The following is a 20,056-nucleotide window of genomic DNA, read 5'->3' on the forward strand; positions in this document are numbered from 1 at the left end:
AACCCGGCCGGCGAAAAGCTCTACAAGTCGGTCTGTTTCGCCTGTCACGCCACCGGCGTGGCCAACGCGCCCAAGTTCGGCGACAAGGCCGCCTGGGAGCCGTTCATCAAGACCGGCATGGACGCGATGGTGCAGGTCGCCATGCAAGGCAAGCCGCCGATGCCCCCGAAGGGCGGCGCGGCCAACGCCTCCGAAGAAGACATCCGCGCAGCCGTGCAATACATGGTGGACGCGGCCAAGTAGGCCGCAGCGCTCCGGCATGAAAAAAGCCCCTTGATGCATCAAGGGGCTTTTTTTCGCGGGTCGGGCGGACGTTCAGTCCGCGGACGACTTCAGCAGGGACATGCCCAGCTGCACGCGGCGCTGCAGCCACAGGCTGGGGCGATAGCGCGAATCGCCGGTCACGCGTTGCATGCTCTTCAGGATTTCCAGGATGCGGTCGGCGCCCAGCTTGTCGCCCAGGGCCAGCGGCCCCACCGGATAGCCCAGGCCCAGCGTCACGGCCAGGTCGATGTCTTCGGGCGTGGCGATCTGCTGTTGCGCGATGTCGCAGGCGATGTTCACGATGTGCGCCACAATGCGCTGCGCGATGAACCCCGGCGAATCGTCGGCCACCGTCACCGGCACGCCGTCGGAAGCCAGCTGCGCATGCGCGGCGTCGCGCCATTTGGCTTCAGTGGCGGGCGAGACCATGAGCGTGCGGCGCTTGGCGCCGTCGAAGGCGTACAGCGTATCCAGGCCCACCGTGCGGGCCGCGTTCAGGCCTTGTGCGGACACCGTGGTGGACACGTCTTCGCCGAACGGCGTAACGATGATCAGCGCGTCGGCGTCGGGCGCCGAGCCCGTGACCAGCGTGCCGCCCAGCTTATCGACCAGCGCCGAGGCGCGCGCATAGCCTTCCGCGTGCTTCGGGCTGACCCAGACCTTCAGGCCTTCCGGCAACGCGGGCACGGGCGGTTCGGCCGGCACCTGCTTCTGGCCGTCGGCGTAGACGTAGAAGCCTTCGCCGGCCTTGCGGCCGATCAGGCCGCCCGCCAGGCGTACGGTGGTGATGGGCGACGGGCGGAAGCGCGGCTCGTCGAAGAACTGGCGGTAGATGGATTCCATCACCGGGTGCGAAACATCCAGCGCGGTCAGGTCCAGCAGTTCAAACGGGCCCATGCGGAAACCCGCCTGCTCGCGCATGACGGCGTCCACCTGCGCGAAGGTGGCCACGGCCTCCTGCGCCACGCGCAGGCCTTCGGTATTCATGCCGCGGCCGGCGTGGTTGACGATGAAGCCGGGCATGTCCTTGGCGCGCACGGGCGTGTGGCCCATGCGGCGGGCCAGCTCGGCCAGCGCGTCGCCCACTTCGGGCGCGCTGCGCAGGCCGTCGATGACCTCAACGACCTTCATCAGCGCGACCGGATTGAAGAAGTGGTAGCCGGCCACGCGCTGCGGGCGCTTGCAGGCGGCCGCGATGGCGGTGATGGACAGCGACGACGTGTTGGAGGCCAGGATGCAGTCGTCCGAGACCACGCCTTCCAGCGCCGCGAACAGGTCGCGCTTGACGTCCAGCCGCTCGACGATGGCTTCGACCACCAGTTGGCAGTTCGACATGTCGGTCAGCGCGGTGGCCGACTCCACGCGGGCCAGCGCGGCTTGCGCGTCGGCGGTGGTCAGCTTGCCCTTTTGAGCCAGCTTTTCCCAGGTCTGGCGCAGCGACTCGCGCGCGGCCGCCACGGCGTCAGCGCTGGTGTCGTACAGGCGCACCCGCAGGCCGGCCTGCGCCGCGATCTGCGCAATGCCGCGTCCCATGGCCCCGGCGCCCACGACGCCGATGGTTTGAATCTCCGTCATCAACTATCTCCTGCCTGTATTGGAATTGGGTTCAGGCCCGGCTCTGCGCCAGCGCCTGGATTTCTTCGGCCGACAGCCCCAGCTTTTCGGACAGGACCTGTTCGGTGTGCTCGCCCAGCATGGGCGGCGCACGGCGGTATTCGACCGGGCTGCCGGAAAACTTGAGCGGGCTGGAAGCCATGGGCACAACGCCGGCCGCCGGATGCGGCAGTTCGCGCTTCATGCCGCGGGCCAGGACGTGCGGGTCTTCGTAGACCTGGTCCAGCGTGTTGATCGGGCCCGCCGGCACGCCCACGCCTTCCAGCGCGGCCAGCCAGTGGTCGCGTTCGCCGGTGGCCATGCGTTCGGCCAGCAGCGGCACGAGTTCCTCGCGGTTCTTTACACGCTGCGGGTTGGTCGAAAAGCGCGGATCGGCCGACAGCTCGGGCAGGCCGATCGCGCCGCAGTAGTTGCGGAACTGGCTGTCGTTGCCTACCGCGACGATCAGGTGGCCGTCGCTGGCCGCGAACACCTGGTACGGCACCAGGTTCTGGTGCGCGTTGCCGGCGCGGCGCGGCGCCGTGCCGGAGGTCATGAAGTTCAGGTTCTGGTTGGCCAGCATGGCGACCTGGCAATCCAGCAGGGCCATGTCGATGTGCTGGCCCAGGCCGCTGCGCGCACGTTCGTGCAGGGCGGCCAGGATGCCGACGGTGGAGTACATGCCGGTCATCAGGTCGGCCACGGCCACGCCCGCCTTCTGCGGACCGCCGCCGGGCAGGTCGTCGCGTTCGCCGGTGATGCTCATCAGGCCGCCCATGCCCTGGATCATGAAGTCGTAGCCGGGGCGGCTGGCGTACGGGCCGGTCTGGCCGAAGCCCGTGATCGAGCAATAGATCAGGCGCGGATTGAGTTCCTTCAGGCTGGCGTAGTCCAGGCCGTACTTGGAAAGCCCGCCAACCTTGAAGTTTTCCACCAGGATGTCGCTTTGCAGCGCCAGTTCGCGCACCAGCTGGGCGCCGCGCGGCGACGCGATGTCCAGCGCCACCGACATCTTGTTGCGGTTGGCCGACAGGTAGTACGCGGCCTCGGTCGTGTCGTGGCCCGCTTCGTCCTTCAGGTAGGGAGGGCCCCAGGCGCGCGTGTCGTCGCCCGCGCCGGGCCGTTCGATCTTGATCACCTCGGCGCCTAGGTCGGCCAGGTTCTGGGTGCACCAGGGGCCCGCCAGCACGCGGGTCAGGTCCAGCACGCGTATGCCGGTAAGGGGAGCGGGACGTTGCGACATCTGTAATCTTTTCGCTAGAAGGGAAATGAGAACTTCCGGCCGGCGCCGATGCGCAGGCCGGACTGGGATTCCGTCATGCCGGAAAGCGGCCCGCGCGGGCCGCCTTCCAATCAACATTCGTCAGACTGGATATTAGCCTTTCGAGCGCGGCGGCCGGTTTCAGCCTTGGAAAAATCAGGAATACGCCTTGATGGTCTCGCGCGCGATCACCAGTTGCTGGATCTGCGAGGTTCCTTCGAAGATGCGGAACAGGCGCACGTCGCGGTAGAAGCGCTCCACCGCATACTCCGACATGTAGCCCGCGCCCCCATGGATCTGGACCGCCCGGTCCGCGACGCGGCCCACCATTTCAGTGGAGAAAAGCTTGCAGCAGGCCGCCTGCATGGTGGTGTTTTCGCCCCGGTCGCGCATGCGGGCGGCGTCCAGCACCATGCAGCGCGCCGCGTAGAGCTCGGCCTGGCTGTCGGCGATCATGGCCTGGATCAGCTGGAATTCGGCGATGGGCTGGCCGAACTGCTTGCGCTCGGTGGCGTACTTCACCGCGTCGCTCAGGAGGCGTTCGGCAATCCCCACGCACAGCGCCGAAATGTGCAGGCGGCCCTTGTCCAGCACGCGCATCGACGTGCGGAAGCCATTGCCTTCTTCTCCGCCCAGCAAGGCGCTGGCCGGCACACGGCAGTTGTCGAACACGACGTCGCTGGTCAGGGCGCCGGCCTGGCCCATCTTCTTGTCCGGCTTGCCGATCGTCAGGCCGGGCGTGCCCGCCTCGACCAGGAAGCACGAGATCGAATTGGCCCGGCGTTCCGGCGCGGTGCGCGCCATGACCGAAAACAGGCCGGCGATCGGCGCGTTGGTGATGTAGCGCTTGGTGCCATTCAGCACGTAGCTGTCGCCGTCTCGCACTGCGGACAGGCGCAGCGCCATGGCGTCGGAGCCGGCGTCGGGCTCGGTCAGCGCGAACGAGCCGATCAATTCCCCGCTGGCCAGCTTGGGCAGGTAGTTGGCGCGCTGCTCGTCGGTGCCGGCCAGGACGATGGCCTGCGAGCCGATGCCGATGTTGGTGCCGGCCAGCGAGCGGAACGCGGGCGAGGTCTGGCCCAGTTCGAACACGACGCGGACCTCTTCTTCCATGGTCAATCCCAGGCCGCCGAAGTCGGGCGAGATCGACAGGCCGAACAGGCCCAGATCGCGCATTTCGTTGACGATATCGGGCGGCACCTGGCCGCTGGCGGCCAGTTCGTCCTCGGCGGGAATCAGGCGTTCGTGCACAAAGCGGCGCACAGCGTCCAGCAGCAGGTTCAGGGTTTCGGTGTCGAGGGCCATGATGGGAATCTCACTATTCAAATACGGGAAAGAATTCAGCGGAGCGGCGGGCTCAGGGACGCATGCCGCCCACCAGCAGATCGAAATAGCCGGCCGCGATGGCTTCGGCGCTGTCGCCCTGGCCCGGCCTGTACCAGCGAACCATCCAGTTCAGCATCGACAGCACCGCGCGGCCCGTGGCGGCCACGTCCAGCGCGCGGAACGCGCCGTCGGCCACGCCTTGCGCGATCACCTCGCGCAGGCGCTTTTCGTAGCCGTCGCGCAGGCGCGCGGCGTCTTCGCGTTCGGACAGCGCCATGCCGGAGTAGCCGATCAGCATGGTCACGAACTCGGCGTGGTGCTGCTCGAAGTAGCGGGCGTGCCCCACCATGAACGCGCGCAGCCGGGCCGCGCCGCCGTCGGCGGCGGCCACCTCGCGGCCGACCGCCTGTGTCAGGCCGTTCAGCACCTCGAGGATGATGGCGTCGTAGATGTCCTGCTTGGTGGGGTAATAGTGGTAGATGGCCGCCTTGGACGCGCCGATGGCCGCGGCCAGGTCCGCAACCGAACTGCCGTCGTAGCCGCTGCGGGCGAAGAGCTTGGCGGCTTCTTCCAGAATGCGTTCACGCGGCGCGGCGAGCGTGGGCGGACGGCCGGCGCGGGCGCGTTTCTGGGCGGGAGGGGCGGAAGTCGCCATGACAGCCTTTGCGTAAGGCCGCGCGGGACGCCGGCGGGGTTCTGGCGAACCTCCATTGACAGTCATTCCGCGCATGCCGTTAAATAAAGATTAATTAATTACCGGACGGTCGGTAGGTAATTAATATACCCCAAAACACCTACAACGAGACGACGACATGCCCAATTCCCTCGTGACTGATTTGTATGGCCAGATGACCCTGCCGGTCATCAGCGCTCCGATGTTCATCGTCTCCAATCCGAAGCTGGTGATCGCCCAGTGCACGAGCGGCATCGTGGGGTCGTTCCCGGCCCTGAACGCGCGTCCGCAATCGCTGCTGACTGACTGGCTGGACGAGATCCAGGCCGGCCTGGCTTCCTGGCGCGAGGCCAATCCGGGCGCGGCGGTCGCGCCGTTCGCGGTCAACCAGATCATTCACCAGTCCAACGACCGCCTGGAGCAGGACCTGGCGGTGTGCGCCAGCCACCGGGTGCCGCTGATCATCACCAGCCTGCGGGCGCCCGGCGACCTGGTCAAGGGCATACACGACTGGGGCGGCAAGGTGTTCCACGACGTGACCACCATCCGCCACGCGGAAAAGGCGCTGGAAGCGGGCGTAGACGGGCTGATCCTGGTCTGCGCGGGCGCGGGCGGCCACGCCGGCACCCTCAGCCCCTTTGCGCTCATCTCCGAAGTGCGCCGCTTCTACGACGGCCCGCTGATCCTGTCCGGCGCCATCACATCGGGCGCGCATGTGCTGGCCGCGCAGGCCATGGGCGCCGACTTCGCCTACATGGGCACCCGCTTCATCGCCAGCCAGGAAGCCAACGCCAGCGACGACTACAAGTCCGCCATCGTCGAGGCCAGCGCGTCGGACATCCTGTACACCCCCTTCTTCACCGGCATCCCGGGCAACTACCTGAAGGCCAGCATCGCCGCCGCCGGGCTGGATCCCGCCAACCTGCCGGCGCCCGACAGCGGCGCGTCCAATTTCGGCTCCACGCGCGTCAAGCCCTGGAAGGACATCTGGGGCGCGGGCCAGGGCGTGGGCGGCATCGCCAGCGTGGAGCCCACCCGCAAGATCGTCGACACGCTGCGGCGCGAATACGCCGAGGCCAAGGCCCGCCTGGCCGCCGGACCCCACGCATGAGCGCGGGCCTGAAGGTTTCCCGCAACGGCGCGGTCCTGACGCTGACCATCGACCGCCAGGACCGCCGCAATGCGCTGGACACGGCTACCTATGGCGCGCTGACCGAGCAAATCTCGCTGGCCAGCGCCGACCTTGCGGTGTCCGCCGTCATCCTGACCGGCGCCGGCGAACATTTCACCGCGGGCAACGACCTGCGCGACTTCCAGGCCGAACGCGGTGCGGGCGACAGCGCCGGCCTGACGTTCCTGCGGGCGCTGACGACGGCCGAAGTGCCGGTCATCGCGGCGGTCGAAGGCTACGCCATCGGCATCGGCGTGACGCTGCTGCAGCACTGCGATTTCGTCCACATCGGCGAAGGCGCCACCCTGCGCATGCCATTCGTCGCGCTGGGCCTTTGCCCCGAAGGCGCATCCAGCCTGCTGATGCCGCGCCTGGCCGGACGCCGGGCGGCGGAATGGCTGCTGCAGGGCAAAGCGTTTTCCGCCCAGGAGGCGCAAGAAGCCGGGCTGGCCACGTCGGTCGCCCCCAAGGGCCAGGCGCTGGCCGCGGCCCAGGCCACCGCCGAGGATCTGGCGCGCCAGCCGCCCGCGGCGTTGCGCCTGACCAAGGCCATGATGAAGCGCGCGGACCGCCAGTCCATCCAGGAAACGCTGGACTACGAAGCCCAGCAGTTCCGCGCCCGCCTGCAGACTGAAGAGGCCCAGGCGGCGTTCGCAAAGTTCTTCAAGAAGTAGCGCCGCAGCTCAGAACGGCGAGTCGGGCCGGAAGTTCGGCGCCCGGCGTTCGCGCAGGGACTGGATCCCTTCGCGCACGTCCGGGCCGCCAAAGCCCATGAATTCCAGCGCCAGCGACGTATCGAAGGTCGGACCGGCCATGCGCAGCCAGTTGTTCAGCGAATACTTGGTCCAGCGGATGGCGGTCTGCGATCCTGCCGCGAGCTTGTTGGCCACCTCGAACGCCTTGGAAATCAGCTCGGCCTCGTCCACGCACAGCGACACCAGGCCGATGCGCTCGGCTTCTTCGCCCGACACGGATTCGCACAGCATCAGGTAGTACTTGGCCTTGGCCATGCCGCACAGCAGCGGCCAGACGATGGCGGCATGGTCGCCCGCCGTGACGCCCAGGCGGGTATGACCGTCGATGATCCGGGCGTCGCGCGCCGCGATCGAGATGTCGGCCAGCAGGCCGGCCACCAGCCCCGCGCCCACCGCCGCGCCGTGCATGGCGGAGACGATGGGCTTGCTGCAGTTGATGATGTTGTAGACCAGGTCGCGCGCCTCGCGCCAGACGCGCGTGCGCACGTCGAAGTCGTCGGCCATCTGCTGCACCAGGTCCAGGTCGCCGCCCCCGGAAAAGCCCTTGCCCTCGCCGCGGATCACCACCACCCGCGTGTCGGGGTCGGTGTCGATGTCGCGCCAGATGTCGGCCAGCTCCCGGTGCATGCGGTCGTCCGCCGTGGACAGCTTGCCCGGCTGGCCGCCCTTGGCCCCCATGATCAGCTCGAGCACGCCGCCGGGATGGCGCCGCAGCTTCAGGGATTCATAGGCCGAATAGTGTTCCAGCGTGATGTCAGTCATTGTCTGCTCCGAGGGGTTTCTTACTTATAGGTCGACAGGCCGAAGGCCGGCGCATTTTTGCGCACTATAGTGGATACGCCCGCCCCCGCCACGGCGATTCCCCCTGGAGCCTCAGCCAATGAACACCCCCGCCCCATCCGCCGTCGCCCCCATCGACCGCGCCGCCCTGCCCGCCCTGTTCGCCCCCCGCGCCCGGGACTCCCACAAGGGCAGCTTCGGCACCGTGGGCGTGGTGGGCGGCGGCCCCGGCATGACGGGCGCCGCCCTGCTTGCCGCCCGCGCCGCCCTGAAGACGGGCGCCGGCAAGGTGCTCGTCGGTTTCGTCCAGGAAGCCCCGCCCCTGCCCTGCGACCCGCTGCAGCCCGAACTGATGCTGCGCGACTTCCGCTCCCTGCTTGAAGAAGACTGGGGCGTCACCGCCTGGATCGCCGGTTGCGGGATCGGCACCGGCGCGCTGGCCGCGAATGCGCTGTCCGAACTATTCGTGCTGCGGCATGACGCCCCCCTGGTGCTGGACGCCGACGGGCTGAACCTGCTGGCCCGGAGGGAAATCCGGCCCAATTGGGGCAGCGGTCCGGTGGTGCTGACCCCGCACCCCGCCGAGGCCGGCCGTCTGCTGGACATCGGCACGGACGAAGTCCAGCGCGACCGCCTGGCCGCCGCCCGCCAACTGGCGCAGCAATTCCAGGCCTGGGTCGTGCTCAAGGGCGCCGGCACCGTGGTGTGCGCTCCCGACGGCGACCTGCGGGTCAACACCAGCGGCAATCCCGGCCTGGCCACCGCCGGAACCGGGGACGTATTGGCGGGCATGCTGGGGTCGCTGATCGCCCAGAAGCTGCCGCTGGACCAGGCCATCCACGGGGCAGTCTGGCTGCATGGCGCCGCCGCCGACGCGCTGGTCGCCCAGGGCATCGGCCCCATCGGACTGACGGCCGGAGAACTCGCCGACGCCGCCCGGAGACTGCGCAATGAAGGCTAAGTCCCCGCCGCGTAAACATTTTTACAACATACTAGGGTTTTCCCTAAAAAGGCCGTTGCTTTTGCTCTAGGGTTATCCCTATAATGGTTTACCCCAAGACGAAACGGACTGGAGCAAACCATGAGCGAACTGACCCTGAACAACACTGCCCGCCTGACCGACGCGCTGGAGCGTGACCTGCTCCGCGGCGCTCTCGAGAACCAACCGAATTCCCACCCGCTGACCAGCCTGAAGAAGGCCGGCCAATCCGTCGCAGCAGCCGTTGCCGCCGTGTTTGCCTTCATCGACGAAGTGAACGAGTCGATGAACAAGGCTCGCGCCGCCAGCTCGCGCTTCTCCGGATCGCAGTGGTAAAGACAGCCGCGCCGGGCTGAAACGCGACAGATCTCCCGCGAATCAGCCTGGCGCGCTGCCGTTGCAGCGCCCGCCTGGCCCATCCCCAGGCGCCCCTGCAACGTTCCGGCGCCCGCTCCCTCACCGGCGCCATCGCGCCGCGCAGGCCCCAGGAGGGGCCGCGCGACGCCCTCTTTCCCTCCCCCTCTCGGCGTTTTCCCTAGCGCCTCATTCGCCGTTGCGCATTGACAGCGCGCGAACCCCCTACCGATAATCGGCCCCTTGCCGTCGTGCCTGGCGACGACCACCCGCAAGCCCCCTGGCCGACGCCGTCGTCCCCTGGCGCGCGTGGCCGCCCGCAAGCATGATCCGGTTCGTACCCCATCCGGAGTTGTCACCATGAAGTTGCGCACCACCCTGGCCCTTGTGGCCGCCGCCATCCCCCTGGCAGCCGCCCAAGCCCAGACCCTGAAGATCGGCCTGTCGGCCGAACCCACTTCGGCGGATCCCCACTATCACAAGATGACGCAGAACGACGCGTTTTCCGCGCACGTCTACAGCTCTCTGGTGGGCCGCAGCGCCGACATGAAGCTGGTGCCGCAACTGGCCACGTCGTGGAAGACCCTGGACGACCTGACCTGGGAATTCAAGCTGCGCGACGACGTCAAGTTCTCCAACGGCAAGCCCTTCACGTCCGAAGACGTGCTGTTCACGATCTGCCGCACGCTGAACAACGAAACCAACGTGTCGCAGTCCTACATGGACATGACCAAGCGCATCACCGACGTCCAGACGCCGGATGCGCACACCGTGATCATCAAGACCGCAGACCCCTTCCCGCTGATGCCGGCCGAACTGGCCCGCTCGCTGCCGATCGTCTGGAATGGCATCGTCGAGCACGGCAAGCTCACGTACGAACCCAAAAAGGGTTGCGGCGTGACCGGCGCCTGGCCCACCGTGGCGGACTTCAACAACGGCAAGGACGCCATCGGCACCGGCCCGTACATGCTGAAGTCCTACGTCAAGGGCACCGGCATTGAACTGGTCCGCAATGAAAACTACTGGGGCGAAAAGCCGTACTGGAAGGAAGTGAAGTTCGTGCCGGTGCCTTCGGCCGGCCCGCGCCTGACCGGCCTGCTGTCCGGCGACTTCGACATGATCGAAAACCCCGCCGCCCGCGACCTGCCCCGCCTGAAGGACAACCCCAAGTTCGGCTTCGTGGCCACGCCGTCCACCCGCCTGGTGTTCTTCCAGCCGGACGTGGGCCGCAACCCGAGCCCGTTCGTCAAGAGCGCCGACGGCAAGAACCCGCTGCAGGATCTGCGCGTGCGCCGCGCCATCTCCATGGCCATCGACCGCAAGACGATCAACGCCCGCATCATGGACGGCATGGCCACCCCCGCCTTCCAGTACATGCCCGACGGCATGTTCGGCGCCCTGCCCAAGGCCCCGGAAATCAAGTTCGACCCGGAAGGCGCCAAGAAGCTGCTGGCCGAAGCCGGCTACCCGAACGGCTTTGAACTGACGCTGTCGTCCACCAACGACCGCTACGTCAACGACGGCCAGATCGCCCAGGCCGTGGCCCAGTACCTGGCCCGCGTCGGCATCAAGACCAACGTGGACGCCATGACGGCCTCCATCTACTTCCCCAAGCGCGCCAAGCGCGAGTTCAGCTTCTCGATCGGCGGCTGGCCGGCGGAAACGGGTGAAGCCTCGGCGCTGTTCCAACTGTGGGTGGCATCGCTGGACTCGCCCGCCAGCCTGGGCACCAGCAACTACGGCGGTTTCTCCAACGCCGACTTCGACAAGGTCTACAAGCAGGCCATCGTCACGGTGGACCCGTCCAAGCGCGAGAAGCTGCTGCAGGAATCCACCCAGATCGCTCTGGACAACGTGCCGCTGATCCCGCTGCACTTCGAAAGCAGCATCTGGGCCTTCCGCAAGGGCATCTCGTACGAAGGCCGCCGCGACCAGTACACGCTGGCCACCTCGGTCAAACCCGACGCGAAGTGAGCAGGCTGGGCTGATTGAACAAAACGGCTGCCTCGTGCAGCCGTTTTGCCTTCTGGCGGCGCCCACGGCCGCCGCCGCGCTCAGCCCGCCGGCCTCAACCCTTATACAATCCTCTCGCTTCATCGGAATCGCCATGCCCACGTCTTTGCCTTCGTCAGCGCCCACCACCAGCCCCCGCCCGTTTCTGCTTGCCTGTCCGGATCTGTCGGCGGAGCGCCTGGGCAATACCGATACGCCCGGCGTGTGGCACTTCGATTCCGGCGCGCCCGGCAAGCGGGTCATGCTGAGCGCGCTGATCCACGGCAACGAACTCTGCGGCGCCTGGGCGCTGAAGGAAGCCCTGGGCGCCGGGTTGCGCCCGCGCCGCGGCACGCTGACGCTGGCGTTTTGCAACCTGGCGGCCTTCGACCGCTTCGACGCCCGCAACTACGCCCCGGCGCGCTTCGTCGACGAAGACATGAACCGCGTCTGGAGCGACGACAAGCTTTCCGCCCCGACCTCCCAGGAACGCCGCCGCGCCGCCCAGATCCGCCCCTGGGTGGAACAGGCGGACTGGCTGCTGGATTTCCACTCGATGAGCAATTCCGACGTGCCGCTGCAGCTGACCGGCCTGGAACAGCGCAACATCGACCTGGCGCTGGCCCTGGGCAACCCGGCCACCATCATCGCGGACGCCGGCCATGCCGCCGGCGTGCGCATGCGCGACTACGGCCGCTTCGGCGAAGCCGGCGACAACGGCACCCGTTCCCTGCTGATCGAATGCGGATTCCATGGCGCGCCCGAGGCGCGCGGCGTGGCGGTCGACCAGATGGCGCGATTCCTGGTCCAGGCTGGCACGGTCGACCGCAGCGACATCCCGGCCGACTGGTTCGCCCCTGGCGCCCCCCTGCAGCGCGCCTTGCGCGTGACGCATGCCATCGCCGCCAAGAGCGCCGACTTCCGTTTCGCCGAGCCCTGGAAGGGACTGGAAACGCTGGCCAAGGCCGGCACGGTGATCGGCTGGTCTGAAGGCGAGCCCGTAACCACGCCCTATGACAACTGCGTGCTGATCATGCCGTCCACCGCCAACCTGCGGCCCGGCGTGACGGTCGTGCGCCTGGCGCAGCCCATCGTCTGAGCCACACGCACGGCGCCCGCAAGAAGGCGCCGGCGGCAACACCCATAACAACAAGGGAATAACAATGTCAGCAAACGTTTTCACTCGCAGCGCGCTGCTGGCCTGTACGCTGGCCGCCGTCGCCCCCGCCGTCCTGGCGCAGGCCCAGCCCGGCACGCTGAAGATCGGCCTGTCGTCCGAGCCCACGTCGATGGACCCGCACTATCACCAGGCCACGCCGAACGACGCGATGACTTCGCACATGTTCGAAACGCTGGTGGGACAGGACGCCAAGATGAACCTGATCCCCCGGCTTGCCACGGCCTGGAAGCCGCTGGACGACACCACCTGGGAATTCAAGCTGCGCGAAGGCGTCAAGTTCTCCAACGGCCAGCCGTTCACCGCGCAGGACGTGATCTTCACGTTCTGCCGCGTGATGAACAACGAACAGTCCATCGGCGGCTCCTATCCCGCCATCGTGCAGAAATTCGCCGACGTGCAGGCGCGCGGCGACCACACGCTGGTGATCAAGACGCGCAAGCCCTACCCGCTGCTGCCCAACGACCTGACCCGGACCGCCATGCTGTGGAACGGGATCGTCCAGCACGGCCCCATCTCGTTCGACCTGCAGAACAAGTGCGGCGTGACGGGCCCCTGGCCCACCGTGGCGGATTTCAACGGCGGCCGCGACGTGATCGGCACCGGCCCCTATACCCTGAAGTCCTACGTCAAGGGCACCGGCATAGAACTGGCGCGCAACGAAGCCTACTGGGGCGACAAGCCGGCCTGGCCGAACGTGAAGCTGATTCCCGTTCCCGCCGCCGGCCCGCGCCTGACGGGCCTGCTGGCCGGCGACTTCGACCTGATCGAAAACCCCGCCGCGCGCGACGTGAAGCGCATCTCGGAAACGCCGGGCTACGGCTACGTGATCACGCCGTCCGTGCGCGTGGTGTACTTCCAGTTCGACGTGGCGCGTAGCCCCAGCCCCACGGTCAAGGCGGCCGACGGCAAGAACCCCCTGCAGGACCTGCGGGTGCGCCGCGCCATTTCCATGGCCATCGACCGCAAGACGATCGCCGCGCGCATCATGGACGGCGCGGCCACGCCCGCCAACCAGTTCCTGCCCGACGGCATGTTCGGCACCCTGCCGCACCCGCCCGAACTCAAGTACGACCCCGAAGGCGCCAAAAAGCTGCTGGCCGAGGCTGGCTACCCCAACGGCTTCGAGCTGGCGATCTCGTCCACCAACGACCGCTACATCAACGACGCCCAGATCTCGCAGGCGGTCGCGCAATACCTGTCGCGCGTCGGCATCAAGACCACCGTCGACGCGATGACACGCTCGGTGTACTTCCCCAAGCGCGCCAAGCGCGAGTTCAGCTTCGCAATGGGCGGCTGGTCGTCGGAAACCGGCGAGGCATCGTCCTTCCTGCAGTACTGGGTCACGAAGTTCGACAAGGAACAGGGCCTGGGCACCAGCAACTACGGGGGCTATGACAACCCCGAGTTCGACGGCGTGTTCAAGCGCGCCCTGGTGACCGTGGACCCGGCCGAACGCGAGAAGCTGTTGCAGCAGTCGCTGACCCTGGCCCTGGCCGACCTGCCCAGCATTCCCCTGCATTTCGAAAGCAGCATCTGGGCGTTCAAGCAGGGCCTGACCTACGAAGGCCGGGCCGACCAGTACACCCTGGCCATGTCGGCCAGGCCCGCCAAGTAACCCGCCCGCCAAGTCCGTACGCGGCGCCCCCAACCCTGAGCCCACCAAGGAAATCATCAAGTGGCCTTGTTCATCCTACGCAGACTGATACAGAGTCTGTTCGTGCTGCTGGCCGTATCGGTCGTGGTCTTCTTCGCGGTGTACGCCGTGGGCGACCCGATCGAACTGCTGGTCAGCCCCGAAGCCAGCCAGGCCGCCCGCGAGGCAATGATCGCCCGCCTGGGCCTGGACCTGCCCGTGTGGCAGCAATACACGGGGTTCCTGTGGCGCGCGCTGCACGGCGACCTGGGCACGTCCTTCGTGCACGGCATCCCGGCGATCGAACTGATCGTGCAGCGCATACCCGCCACCTTCGAGCTGGTCGTGGTGGCCATTCTTCTGACCTGTGTGATCGGCATCCCGCTGGGCCTGATCGCGGGCCTGTACCGCGATGAATACCTGGGCCGCGGCATCATGGCGTCGTCCGTGCTGGGCTTCTCGCTGCCGAACTTCTGGCAGGGCATGATGCTGATCCTGCTGTTCGCCGTGTGGCTGGGCTGGCTGCCCGCGACCGGGCGCGGCGACACGGTCGATGTGCTGGGCGTGCGCTTGTCCATCCTGACCGCCGACGGCTGGTCCCATCTGATCATGCCGGCCATCAACCTGGCGCTGGCCAACATCGCCCTGGTGCTGCGCATGACGGCTTCCGGCGTGGTGGAGGCCCGCAGCCAGGACTACGTGAAGTTCGCGCGCGCCAAGGGCGTCAAGCCGGGCCGCATCGTGCGCCGCCACATCCTGCGCAACATTCTGATCCCCGTGGTGACGGTGATCGGCATGGAGTTCGGCACCCTGATCGCCTACTCCACCATCACCGAGACGGTGTTCGCGTGGCCGGGCATGGGCAAGCTGCTCATCGACAGCGTCTACCAGCTCGACCGCCCCGTCGTGGTCGCCTACGTGATGCTGGTCACCCTGATCTTCGTCATCATCAACCTGGTTGTGGACATCCTGTACGCCTCGCTCGACCCGCGCGTGCAGCTCGTGGCCCCCGCTCAATAAACCGCCATGGCTAACTCTCCCAATCCCGGCCGCACCCGCACCGTCCAGCCCCTGGCCGAGACGCCGCGGCGCGCCGCCATCCTGAAGAAACTGCATGCGCGCCCCACGGTGCGCGGCTCCGTCATCGCGCTGGCCATCCTGGTGATCCTGGTGGTCTTCGCGCCGTTTTTCGCCCCGCAGAACCCGTATGACCTGGCCAACCTGTCGCTCATGGACGGGCGCCTCGCGCCGCGCCAGGCGTTGATGGACGGCAGCATCGCCTGGCTCGGCACCGACGACCAGGGCCGCGACATGCTCAGCGCCATCCTGTATGGCCTGCGCATCAGCCTGATGGTGGGCCTGTCCGCCGTCGTGCTGGCGACCGCCATCGGCGGCGCGATCGGCCTGGTTGCCGCCTATGTGGGCGGCGTGGTCGACACCGTGCTGATGCGCATCGTCGACTTCATCCTGGGCTTCCCGACCATCCTGGTGGCGCTGGTGCTGCTGGTGGTGCTGGGGCGCGGGGTCGACAAGGTGATCCTGGCGCTGGTGCTGGTGCAGTGGGGGCATTACGCGCGCATCATGCGCAGCCGCGCCCTGCAGGAGCGCCGCAAGGAATATGTGGAAGCCGCCGCCAACCTGGGCTTTCCGGCCTGGCGCATCATGCTCTATCACCTCTTGCCCAACTGCCTGGGCCCCGTGATGGTGTTCGCCACCATCCAGATCGCCACGGCGATCGCCCTGGAAGCGACGCTGTCGTTCCTGGGCGTGGGCGTGCCCATCACCGAACCGTCGCTGGGCCTGCTGATCTCCAACGGCTTCCAGTACCTGCTGTCGGGCGACTATTGGATCAGCCTGTTCCCGGGCATTGCGCTCCTGGTGCTGATTCTTTCCATCAATATCGTGGGCGACCGCCTGCGTGAAAGCCTGGACCCGCGACGAGCATGAGCGACATTCTTCTTGATGTGCGCGGCCTGCGCACTGCATTCCATACCGAGGCCGGCGCCTGGCTGGCTGTCGACGGCGTCGACCTGACCGTGCGCCGCGGCGAGATCGTCGGCCTGGTCGGCGAATCGGGCTCCGGCAAGTCCGTCACGGGCTTCTCGCTGCTGGGCCTGATCGACCCGCCCGGCGAAGTCGTGGACGGCGAAGTGAAGTTCAAGGGCAAGGACCTGCGCAAGCTGTCCGAAGAGCAGATGCGCCAGCTGCGCGGCAACCGCATCGCCATGATCTTCCAGGACCCCCTGATGACGCTGAACCCGGTGCTGCGCATCGGCGAGCAGATGATGGAAGCGATCCTCACGCACGAGGACGTGCCGCGCGCCGAGGCCGAGGAGCGCTGCCGCGAGGCGCTGGCCATGGTCGGCATCCCGTCGCCGGAAAAGCGCCTGAAAAGCTACCCGCACGAGTTTTCGGGCGGCATGCGCCAGCGCGTCGCGATCGCCATCGCGATGCTGAACAAGCCCGATCTGATCATCTGCGACGAACCCACCACCGCGCTGGACGTCACCATCCAGGGTCAGATCCTCTATCGCATGCAGCAGATCTGCCGCGAGCACAACACCGCGCTGATCTGGATCACCCACGACCTGGGCGTGGTGGCAGAACTGGCCGACCGCGTGGCCGTCATGTATGCCGGCCGCATCGTCGAAAGCGGCCCGGTCGAACAGGTGCTGGACGCGCCGCGCCACCCCTACACCAAAGGTCTGCTGGACTCCATGCCCGGCGCCACGCAGCCGGGCGCGCGCCTGCACCAGATCAATGGCATGGCGCCCAGCCTGGCCGGCCGCCCGTCCGGCTGTGCGTTCCGTCCGCGCTGCTCCCACGCGGTTACGCGCTGCACCGAGCAAGCCCCCTCCGTCACCACCGAAGGTCCGCGCAGCTACCGCTGTTACGTGCCGATAGCCCGCGAGGCACAGTAAGCAATGAGCCAAGCCGATACCCCCGTCATCGAGCTCAAGAACGTCCACAAGCGTTTCGAGCAGCGGCCCGACCTGGCCCAACGCATCCTCGCCCTGACCGGCCGCCCCATTGACCGCCGCACCGTGTATGCGGTCAACGGCGTAGACCTGTCGATCAAGCGCGGCGAGGTGGTGGGCCTGGTGGGCGAGTCCGGTTGCGGCAAGTCCACGCTGGGCCGCGTCGTGGCCGGCCTGCATCGTCAGACCGAAGGCGAACTGCTGTACCAGGGCCAGGACGCCAACCGCCTGCGCGGCGCCGAGAAGCTGGCTTACACGCTGGGCGTGCAGATGATCTTCCAGGACCCGCAGGCCTCGCTGAATCCCCGCCAGCGCCTGCGCCAGATCCTGGGCGAGTCGCTGAAGGTCCACAAGCTGTCGCCGCCGGCCGAGATTCCCGCCCGCATCGACCAGGCTCTGAAGGAAGTGGGCCTGGACCCCGAGTACCGCGACCGTTTCCCGCACCAGGTCTCGGGTGGCCAGCGCCAGCGCATCGGCATCGCCCGCGCGCTGATGGTGGCGCCGAAATTCCTGGTCTGCGATGAACCTGTGGCCGCCCTGGACGTGTCGATCCAGGCGCAGGTGATCAACCTGTTCATGGACCTGCGCGAGCAGCACGGCTTTACGTACCTGTTCATCAGCCATGACCTGGGCGTGGTCAAGCACATCTCCGACCGCGTCGCGATCATGTACCTGGGCAAGATCGTGGAAATCTCCACGTCGGCCGAGATCTTCGCGCGGGCCAATCACCCGTACACTCAGGCTTTGATGGCCGAAGTGCCGGACGTGGCCCGCCGCGGCCGCAAATTCACGCCCATCAAGGGCGAGATTCCGTCGCCGCTGAACCCGCCGCCCGGATGCACCTTCAACCCCCGCTGCCCCCACGCCATGCCGCGCTGCCGCGAGCAGGCGCCGGCCCTGAAAGAAATCTCGGCCGGCCACTGGTCGGCCTGCCACCTGAATGAAGTGAGCGCCTGATGAAACCCTCCGAGATGTCCAACGTCGACCGCATCGCCATCGAACTGGGCCATGCGGGCCGCAACGCCATCCTGTATGTGGACGAGGACCGCAATTCGGACCGCCCGTTCAAGCTGCAGACCTACCGCCCCTATGGCTACACGCCGGACCGCCCCGTGGTCATCGTGCAGCACGGCGTGCTGCGCAACGGCGACGAGTACCGCGACTTCTGGGTCGAGGCCGCCGACAAGCACAAGCTGCTGATCGTGGCGCTGACCTTCTCGAACGAGATCTGGCCCGGCGTGGAAAGCTACAACAACGGCCGCGTGTTCTCGGCCGGCGGCAACCCGCGCCACATCGACGGCTGGACCTATGCGCTGGTGGGCAACGTCATCAAGGACCTGATCGCCGGCGAAATCACCGACGGCCAGAACGTCTACCTGTTCGGCCACAGCGCGGGCGGCCAGTTCGTCCACCGCCTGATGAGCAGCCAATCGCATGCGCCGTTCAAGGCCGTGGCGGCCGGCAATCCCGGCTGGTACACGCTGCCGACCTTCGACCATCCTTTCCCCGAGGGCATGGACGGCGTGGGCCTGACCGAGGACCATCTGGTCAAGCTGCTGGCCTACCCGATGACCATTCTTGCAGGCGACAAGGACATCGCCACCGACGACCCCAACCTGCCGTCCGAACCCGCGGCGATGCGCCAGGGCCCGCACCGCTTTGCCCGCGCCCAGAATTACTTCGAGTTCGGCCGCAAGGAAGCCGAGCGCCGCGGCGTGCCGTTCGGCTGGAAGCTGCAGGTGGTGCCCGGCATCGGCCACGATGGCCGCGCGATGTCCGCCGTGTGCGCGAGCCTGTGGTTCGATGGCAAGATGCCCGACGACGCCGAGCTGGCCCGCCTGGCCGGCCAGCAGGTCGCCTGATCCCTACTTTCTTCGTTGCTGATCCCAGATACCGCCATGTCCAACACCCAGAGCACTGAACAGATCGTCGCCGGCATCCAAGGCTGGCTGCAATGCGAATCGCCCTCGAACTTCCCCGAGGGCATCGCCGCGATGGCGCGCATCATCGCCGACTACGCGGCCGCCGCAGGTTTGACCGTGGAGCTGTCGTCGCTCGGTCCGACCACCGGCCCGCTGCTGTACGCCACCAACCGCGCCCCCGGCGACACGCGCCCGGGCATCCTGATCCTGGCGCACATGGACACCGTGCATCCGGTCGGCACGCTGCTGGAAAACCCCGTGCGCATCGAAGGCGACCGCCTCTACGGTCCCGGCAGCTACGACATGAAGGCGGGCATTTACCTGGCGCTGACGGCCCTGGCCGGCGTGGCGCGTCCCGGTGCGACGCAGCTGCCCGTGGACTTCCTGGTCGTCCCGGATGAGGAGACCGGCAGCCACGCGTCGCGCGCGCACATCGAACGCTTCGCGGCCAACGCCAAGTACGCGCTGGTCTGCGAACCGGCCCGCCCCAATGGCGGCAAGTGCGTGACCGCGCGCAAGGGCACGGGGATGCTGAACCTGAACGTCAAGGGCCGCCCGGCGCACGCCGGCATGCAACACGAAAAGGGCCGCAGCGCGATTCGCGAAATGGCGCACCAAGTGCTGGCGCTGGAAGCCATGACCGACTATGACCGCGGCATCACCGTGAGCGTCGGCACCATCGCCGGCGGCACCGTGACCAACACCGTGCCGGCCCTGTGCCGCTGCGTGGTGGACTTCCGCGTGCCCGACATGGGCGCCGCCGAAGACGTGCTGCGCCGGATGCGCGAGCTGTGCGCGGTGGGTCCCGATGTGGAACTCGACATCGACGTCGAACTGAATCGTCCGCCAATGGTGAAGACCGAAGCCGCCTCGGCCTTGCTGGCGCTGGTGCAGGGCTACGCGGACCGGGCGGGCTTCCTGCTCGAAGATGCGCCGATGACGGGCGGCGGCAGCGATGCGAACTTCACGTCCGCGATGGGGATTCCCACGCTGGACGGGCTGGGCGCCGATGGGGATGGGGCGCATACGTTGAATGAGTACATTCTTGTGTCTACGCTGGAGCAGCGGTTGAAGTTCTGGGAATTGCTGCTTCGGGAATTGGCGTAGGTATCTTTTTCTGCGGGGTTCTTGGTTCTTTAGACGCCCGGCGCGGCGTGGGCCGGGGGTGGCGGGCGTACGAGTTGCGGTCCGGAGC

At 67.4% G+C, this 20,056-nt stretch carries 19 protein-coding genes; 14 read left to right on the forward strand and 5 right to left on the reverse strand.

The window, feature by feature from the left end:
* Window positions 1-243, forward strand: a 243-nt coding sequence (locus KYC_RS08490; protein WP_008160987.1) for a c-type cytochrome, incomplete at its 5' end; no start/stop codon positions are given.
* A gap of 72 nt (window positions 244-315) precedes the next feature.
* Here KYC_RS08490 and KYC_RS08495 read toward each other — a convergent pair.
* From KYC_RS08495 to KYC_RS08510, 4 genes are all read right to left on the reverse strand, one after another.
* Window positions 316-1,839 (reverse strand): 3-hydroxyacyl-CoA dehydrogenase, encoded by a 1,524-nt coding sequence (locus tag KYC_RS08495; RefSeq protein ID WP_008160988.1) that lies wholly within the window; start codon window positions 1,837-1,839, stop codon window positions 316-318.
* A 31-nt stretch (window positions 1,840-1,870) separates the two neighbouring features.
* Entirely contained in the window at window positions 1,871-3,100 is a 1,230-nt protein-coding gene (locus KYC_RS08500; RefSeq protein WP_008160990.1) for a CaiB/BaiF CoA transferase family protein, read from the reverse strand.
* Between the two features lie 174 nt (window positions 3,101-3,274).
* Window positions 3,275-4,423, reverse strand: a complete 1,149-nt coding sequence (locus KYC_RS08505; protein ID WP_008160996.1) for an acyl-CoA dehydrogenase family protein — start codon at window positions 4,421-4,423, stop codon at window positions 3,275-3,277.
* Between the two features lie 52 nt (window positions 4,424-4,475).
* Window positions 4,476-5,099 (reverse strand): TetR/AcrR family transcriptional regulator, encoded by a 624-nt coding sequence (locus KYC_RS08510; protein WP_008160997.1) that lies wholly within the window; start codon window positions 5,097-5,099, stop codon window positions 4,476-4,478.
* Between the two features lie 157 nt (window positions 5,100-5,256).
* Between KYC_RS08510 and KYC_RS08515 the strand changes: the two genes are divergently transcribed.
* Window positions 5,257-6,228, forward strand: a complete 972-nt coding sequence (locus KYC_RS08515) for an NAD(P)H-dependent flavin oxidoreductase (RefSeq protein ID WP_008160999.1) — start codon at window positions 5,257-5,259, stop codon at window positions 6,226-6,228.
* Complete coding sequence (locus KYC_RS08520) at window positions 6,225-6,962, forward strand: enoyl-CoA hydratase-related protein (RefSeq protein ID WP_008161000.1); 738 nt, start codon at window positions 6,225-6,227, stop codon at window positions 6,960-6,962. Before KYC_RS08515 ends, KYC_RS08520 begins: the two co-directional genes overlap by 4 nt.
* Before the next feature lie 9 nt (window positions 6,963-6,971).
* Here KYC_RS08520 and KYC_RS08525 read toward each other — a convergent pair whose 3' ends face one another.
* Window positions 6,972-7,805: an enoyl-CoA hydratase/isomerase family protein gene (locus KYC_RS08525; RefSeq protein WP_008161002.1), complete on the reverse strand. Its 834-nt coding sequence runs from the start codon at window positions 7,803-7,805 to the stop codon at window positions 6,972-6,974.
* Between the two features lie 118 nt (window positions 7,806-7,923).
* Here KYC_RS08525 and KYC_RS08530 point away from each other — a divergent pair, with 118 nt between their 5' ends.
* The 11 genes from KYC_RS08530 (at window position 7,924) to KYC_RS08580 (ending at window position 19,968) form a co-directional block, all read left to right on the forward strand.
* Complete coding sequence (locus tag KYC_RS08530; protein WP_008161004.1) at window positions 7,924-8,784, forward strand: NAD(P)H-hydrate dehydratase; 861 nt, start codon at window positions 7,924-7,926, stop codon at window positions 8,782-8,784.
* A gap of 120 nt (window positions 8,785-8,904) precedes the next feature.
* Window positions 8,905-9,138 carry a hypothetical protein gene (locus tag KYC_RS08535; RefSeq protein ID WP_008161006.1) on the forward strand — a complete coding sequence of 78 codons (234 nt, stop codon included), beginning with the start codon at window positions 8,905-8,907 and terminating at the stop codon, window positions 9,136-9,138.
* A 378-nt stretch (window positions 9,139-9,516) separates the two neighbouring features.
* Window positions 9,517-11,130 carry an ABC transporter substrate-binding protein gene (locus KYC_RS08540; protein WP_008161008.1) on the forward strand — a complete coding sequence of 538 codons (1,614 nt, stop codon included), beginning with the start codon at window positions 9,517-9,519 and terminating at the stop codon, window positions 11,128-11,130.
* A gap of 133 nt (window positions 11,131-11,263) precedes the next feature.
* Entirely contained in the window at window positions 11,264-12,247 is a 984-nt protein-coding gene (locus KYC_RS08545) for a M14 family metallopeptidase (RefSeq protein WP_008161010.1), read from the forward strand.
* A gap of 64 nt (window positions 12,248-12,311) precedes the next feature.
* The gene (locus KYC_RS08550) at window positions 12,312-13,943 is read left to right on the forward strand and encodes an ABC transporter substrate-binding protein (RefSeq protein ID WP_008161011.1); all 1,632 of its coding nucleotides are present in this window, start codon (window positions 12,312-12,314) and stop codon (window positions 13,941-13,943) included.
* Window positions 13,944-14,003: 60 nt separating this feature from the next.
* Window positions 14,004-14,981: an ABC transporter permease gene (locus KYC_RS08555; RefSeq protein ID WP_008161013.1), complete on the forward strand. Its 978-nt coding sequence runs from the start codon at window positions 14,004-14,006 to the stop codon at window positions 14,979-14,981.
* A 6-nt stretch (window positions 14,982-14,987) separates the two neighbouring features.
* Window positions 14,988-15,908 carry an ABC transporter permease gene (locus tag KYC_RS08560; protein WP_008161015.1) on the forward strand — a complete coding sequence of 307 codons (921 nt, stop codon included), beginning with the start codon at window positions 14,988-14,990 and terminating at the stop codon, window positions 15,906-15,908.
* Window positions 15,905-16,882, forward strand: a complete 978-nt coding sequence (locus KYC_RS08565) for an ABC transporter ATP-binding protein (protein WP_008161017.1) — start codon at window positions 15,905-15,907, stop codon at window positions 16,880-16,882. The genes KYC_RS08560 and KYC_RS08565 overlap by 4 nt, the downstream gene beginning before the upstream one ends.
* Window positions 16,883-16,885: 3 nt before the next feature.
* Complete coding sequence (locus tag KYC_RS08570; RefSeq protein WP_008161018.1) at window positions 16,886-17,896, forward strand: ABC transporter ATP-binding protein; 1,011 nt, start codon at window positions 16,886-16,888, stop codon at window positions 17,894-17,896.
* Window positions 17,896-18,801, forward strand: coding sequence for a prolyl oligopeptidase family serine peptidase (locus KYC_RS08575; RefSeq protein WP_008161021.1), 906 nt, complete (start codon window positions 17,896-17,898; stop codon window positions 18,799-18,801). Before KYC_RS08570 ends, KYC_RS08575 begins: the two co-directional genes overlap by 1 nt.
* A gap of 36 nt (window positions 18,802-18,837) precedes the next feature.
* Window positions 18,838-19,968, forward strand: a complete 1,131-nt coding sequence (locus KYC_RS08580; RefSeq protein WP_008161024.1) for a M20 family metallopeptidase — start codon at window positions 18,838-18,840, stop codon at window positions 19,966-19,968.
* Window positions 19,969-20,056: the final 88 nt, after the last annotated feature.

Origin of the sequence: Achromobacter arsenitoxydans SY8, from assembly GCF_000236785.1 — a bacterium.
In the GTDB taxonomy this organism is placed as follows: Bacteria; Pseudomonadota; Gammaproteobacteria; order Burkholderiales; family Burkholderiaceae_B; genus Achromobacter; species Achromobacter arsenitoxydans.

Excerpts from the sequence above, each read along its gene's own strand:
- KYC_RS08495 (WP_008160988.1), bottom strand. The coding sequence starts at position 1,839 with ATGACGGAGATTCAAACCATCGGCGTCGTGGGCGCCGGGGCCATGGGA.
- KYC_RS08500 (WP_008160990.1), bottom strand. The coding sequence starts at position 3,100 with ATGTCGCAACGTCCCGCTCCCCTTACCGGCATACGCGTGCTGGACCTG.
- KYC_RS08505 (WP_008160996.1), bottom strand. The coding sequence starts at position 4,423 with ATGGCCCTCGACACCGAAACCCTGAACCTGCTGCTGGACGCTGTGCGC.
- KYC_RS08510 (WP_008160997.1), bottom strand. The coding sequence starts at position 5,099 with ATGGCGACTTCCGCCCCTCCCGCCCAGAAACGCGCCCGCGCCGGCCGT.
- KYC_RS08515 (WP_008160999.1), top strand. The coding sequence starts at position 5,257 with ATGCCCAATTCCCTCGTGACTGATTTGTATGGCCAGATGACCCTGCCG.
- KYC_RS08520 (WP_008161000.1), top strand. The coding sequence starts at position 6,225 with ATGAGCGCGGGCCTGAAGGTTTCCCGCAACGGCGCGGTCCTGACGCTG.
- KYC_RS08525 (WP_008161002.1), bottom strand. The coding sequence starts at position 7,805 with ATGACTGACATCACGCTGGAACACTATTCGGCCTATGAATCCCTGAAG.
- KYC_RS08530 (WP_008161004.1), top strand. The coding sequence starts at position 7,924 with ATGAACACCCCCGCCCCATCCGCCGTCGCCCCCATCGACCGCGCCGCC.
- KYC_RS08535 (WP_008161006.1), top strand. The coding sequence starts at position 8,905 with ATGAGCGAACTGACCCTGAACAACACTGCCCGCCTGACCGACGCGCTG.
- KYC_RS08540 (WP_008161008.1), top strand. The coding sequence starts at position 9,517 with ATGAAGTTGCGCACCACCCTGGCCCTTGTGGCCGCCGCCATCCCCCTG.
- KYC_RS08545 (WP_008161010.1), top strand. The coding sequence starts at position 11,264 with ATGCCCACGTCTTTGCCTTCGTCAGCGCCCACCACCAGCCCCCGCCCG.
- KYC_RS08550 (WP_008161011.1), top strand. The coding sequence starts at position 12,312 with ATGTCAGCAAACGTTTTCACTCGCAGCGCGCTGCTGGCCTGTACGCTG.
- KYC_RS08560 (WP_008161015.1), top strand. The coding sequence starts at position 14,988 with ATGGCTAACTCTCCCAATCCCGGCCGCACCCGCACCGTCCAGCCCCTG.
- KYC_RS08565 (WP_008161017.1), top strand. The coding sequence starts at position 15,905 with ATGAGCGACATTCTTCTTGATGTGCGCGGCCTGCGCACTGCATTCCAT.
- KYC_RS08570 (WP_008161018.1), top strand. The coding sequence starts at position 16,886 with ATGAGCCAAGCCGATACCCCCGTCATCGAGCTCAAGAACGTCCACAAG.
- KYC_RS08575 (WP_008161021.1), top strand. The coding sequence starts at position 17,896 with ATGAAACCCTCCGAGATGTCCAACGTCGACCGCATCGCCATCGAACTG.
- KYC_RS08580 (WP_008161024.1), top strand. The coding sequence starts at position 18,838 with ATGTCCAACACCCAGAGCACTGAACAGATCGTCGCCGGCATCCAAGGC.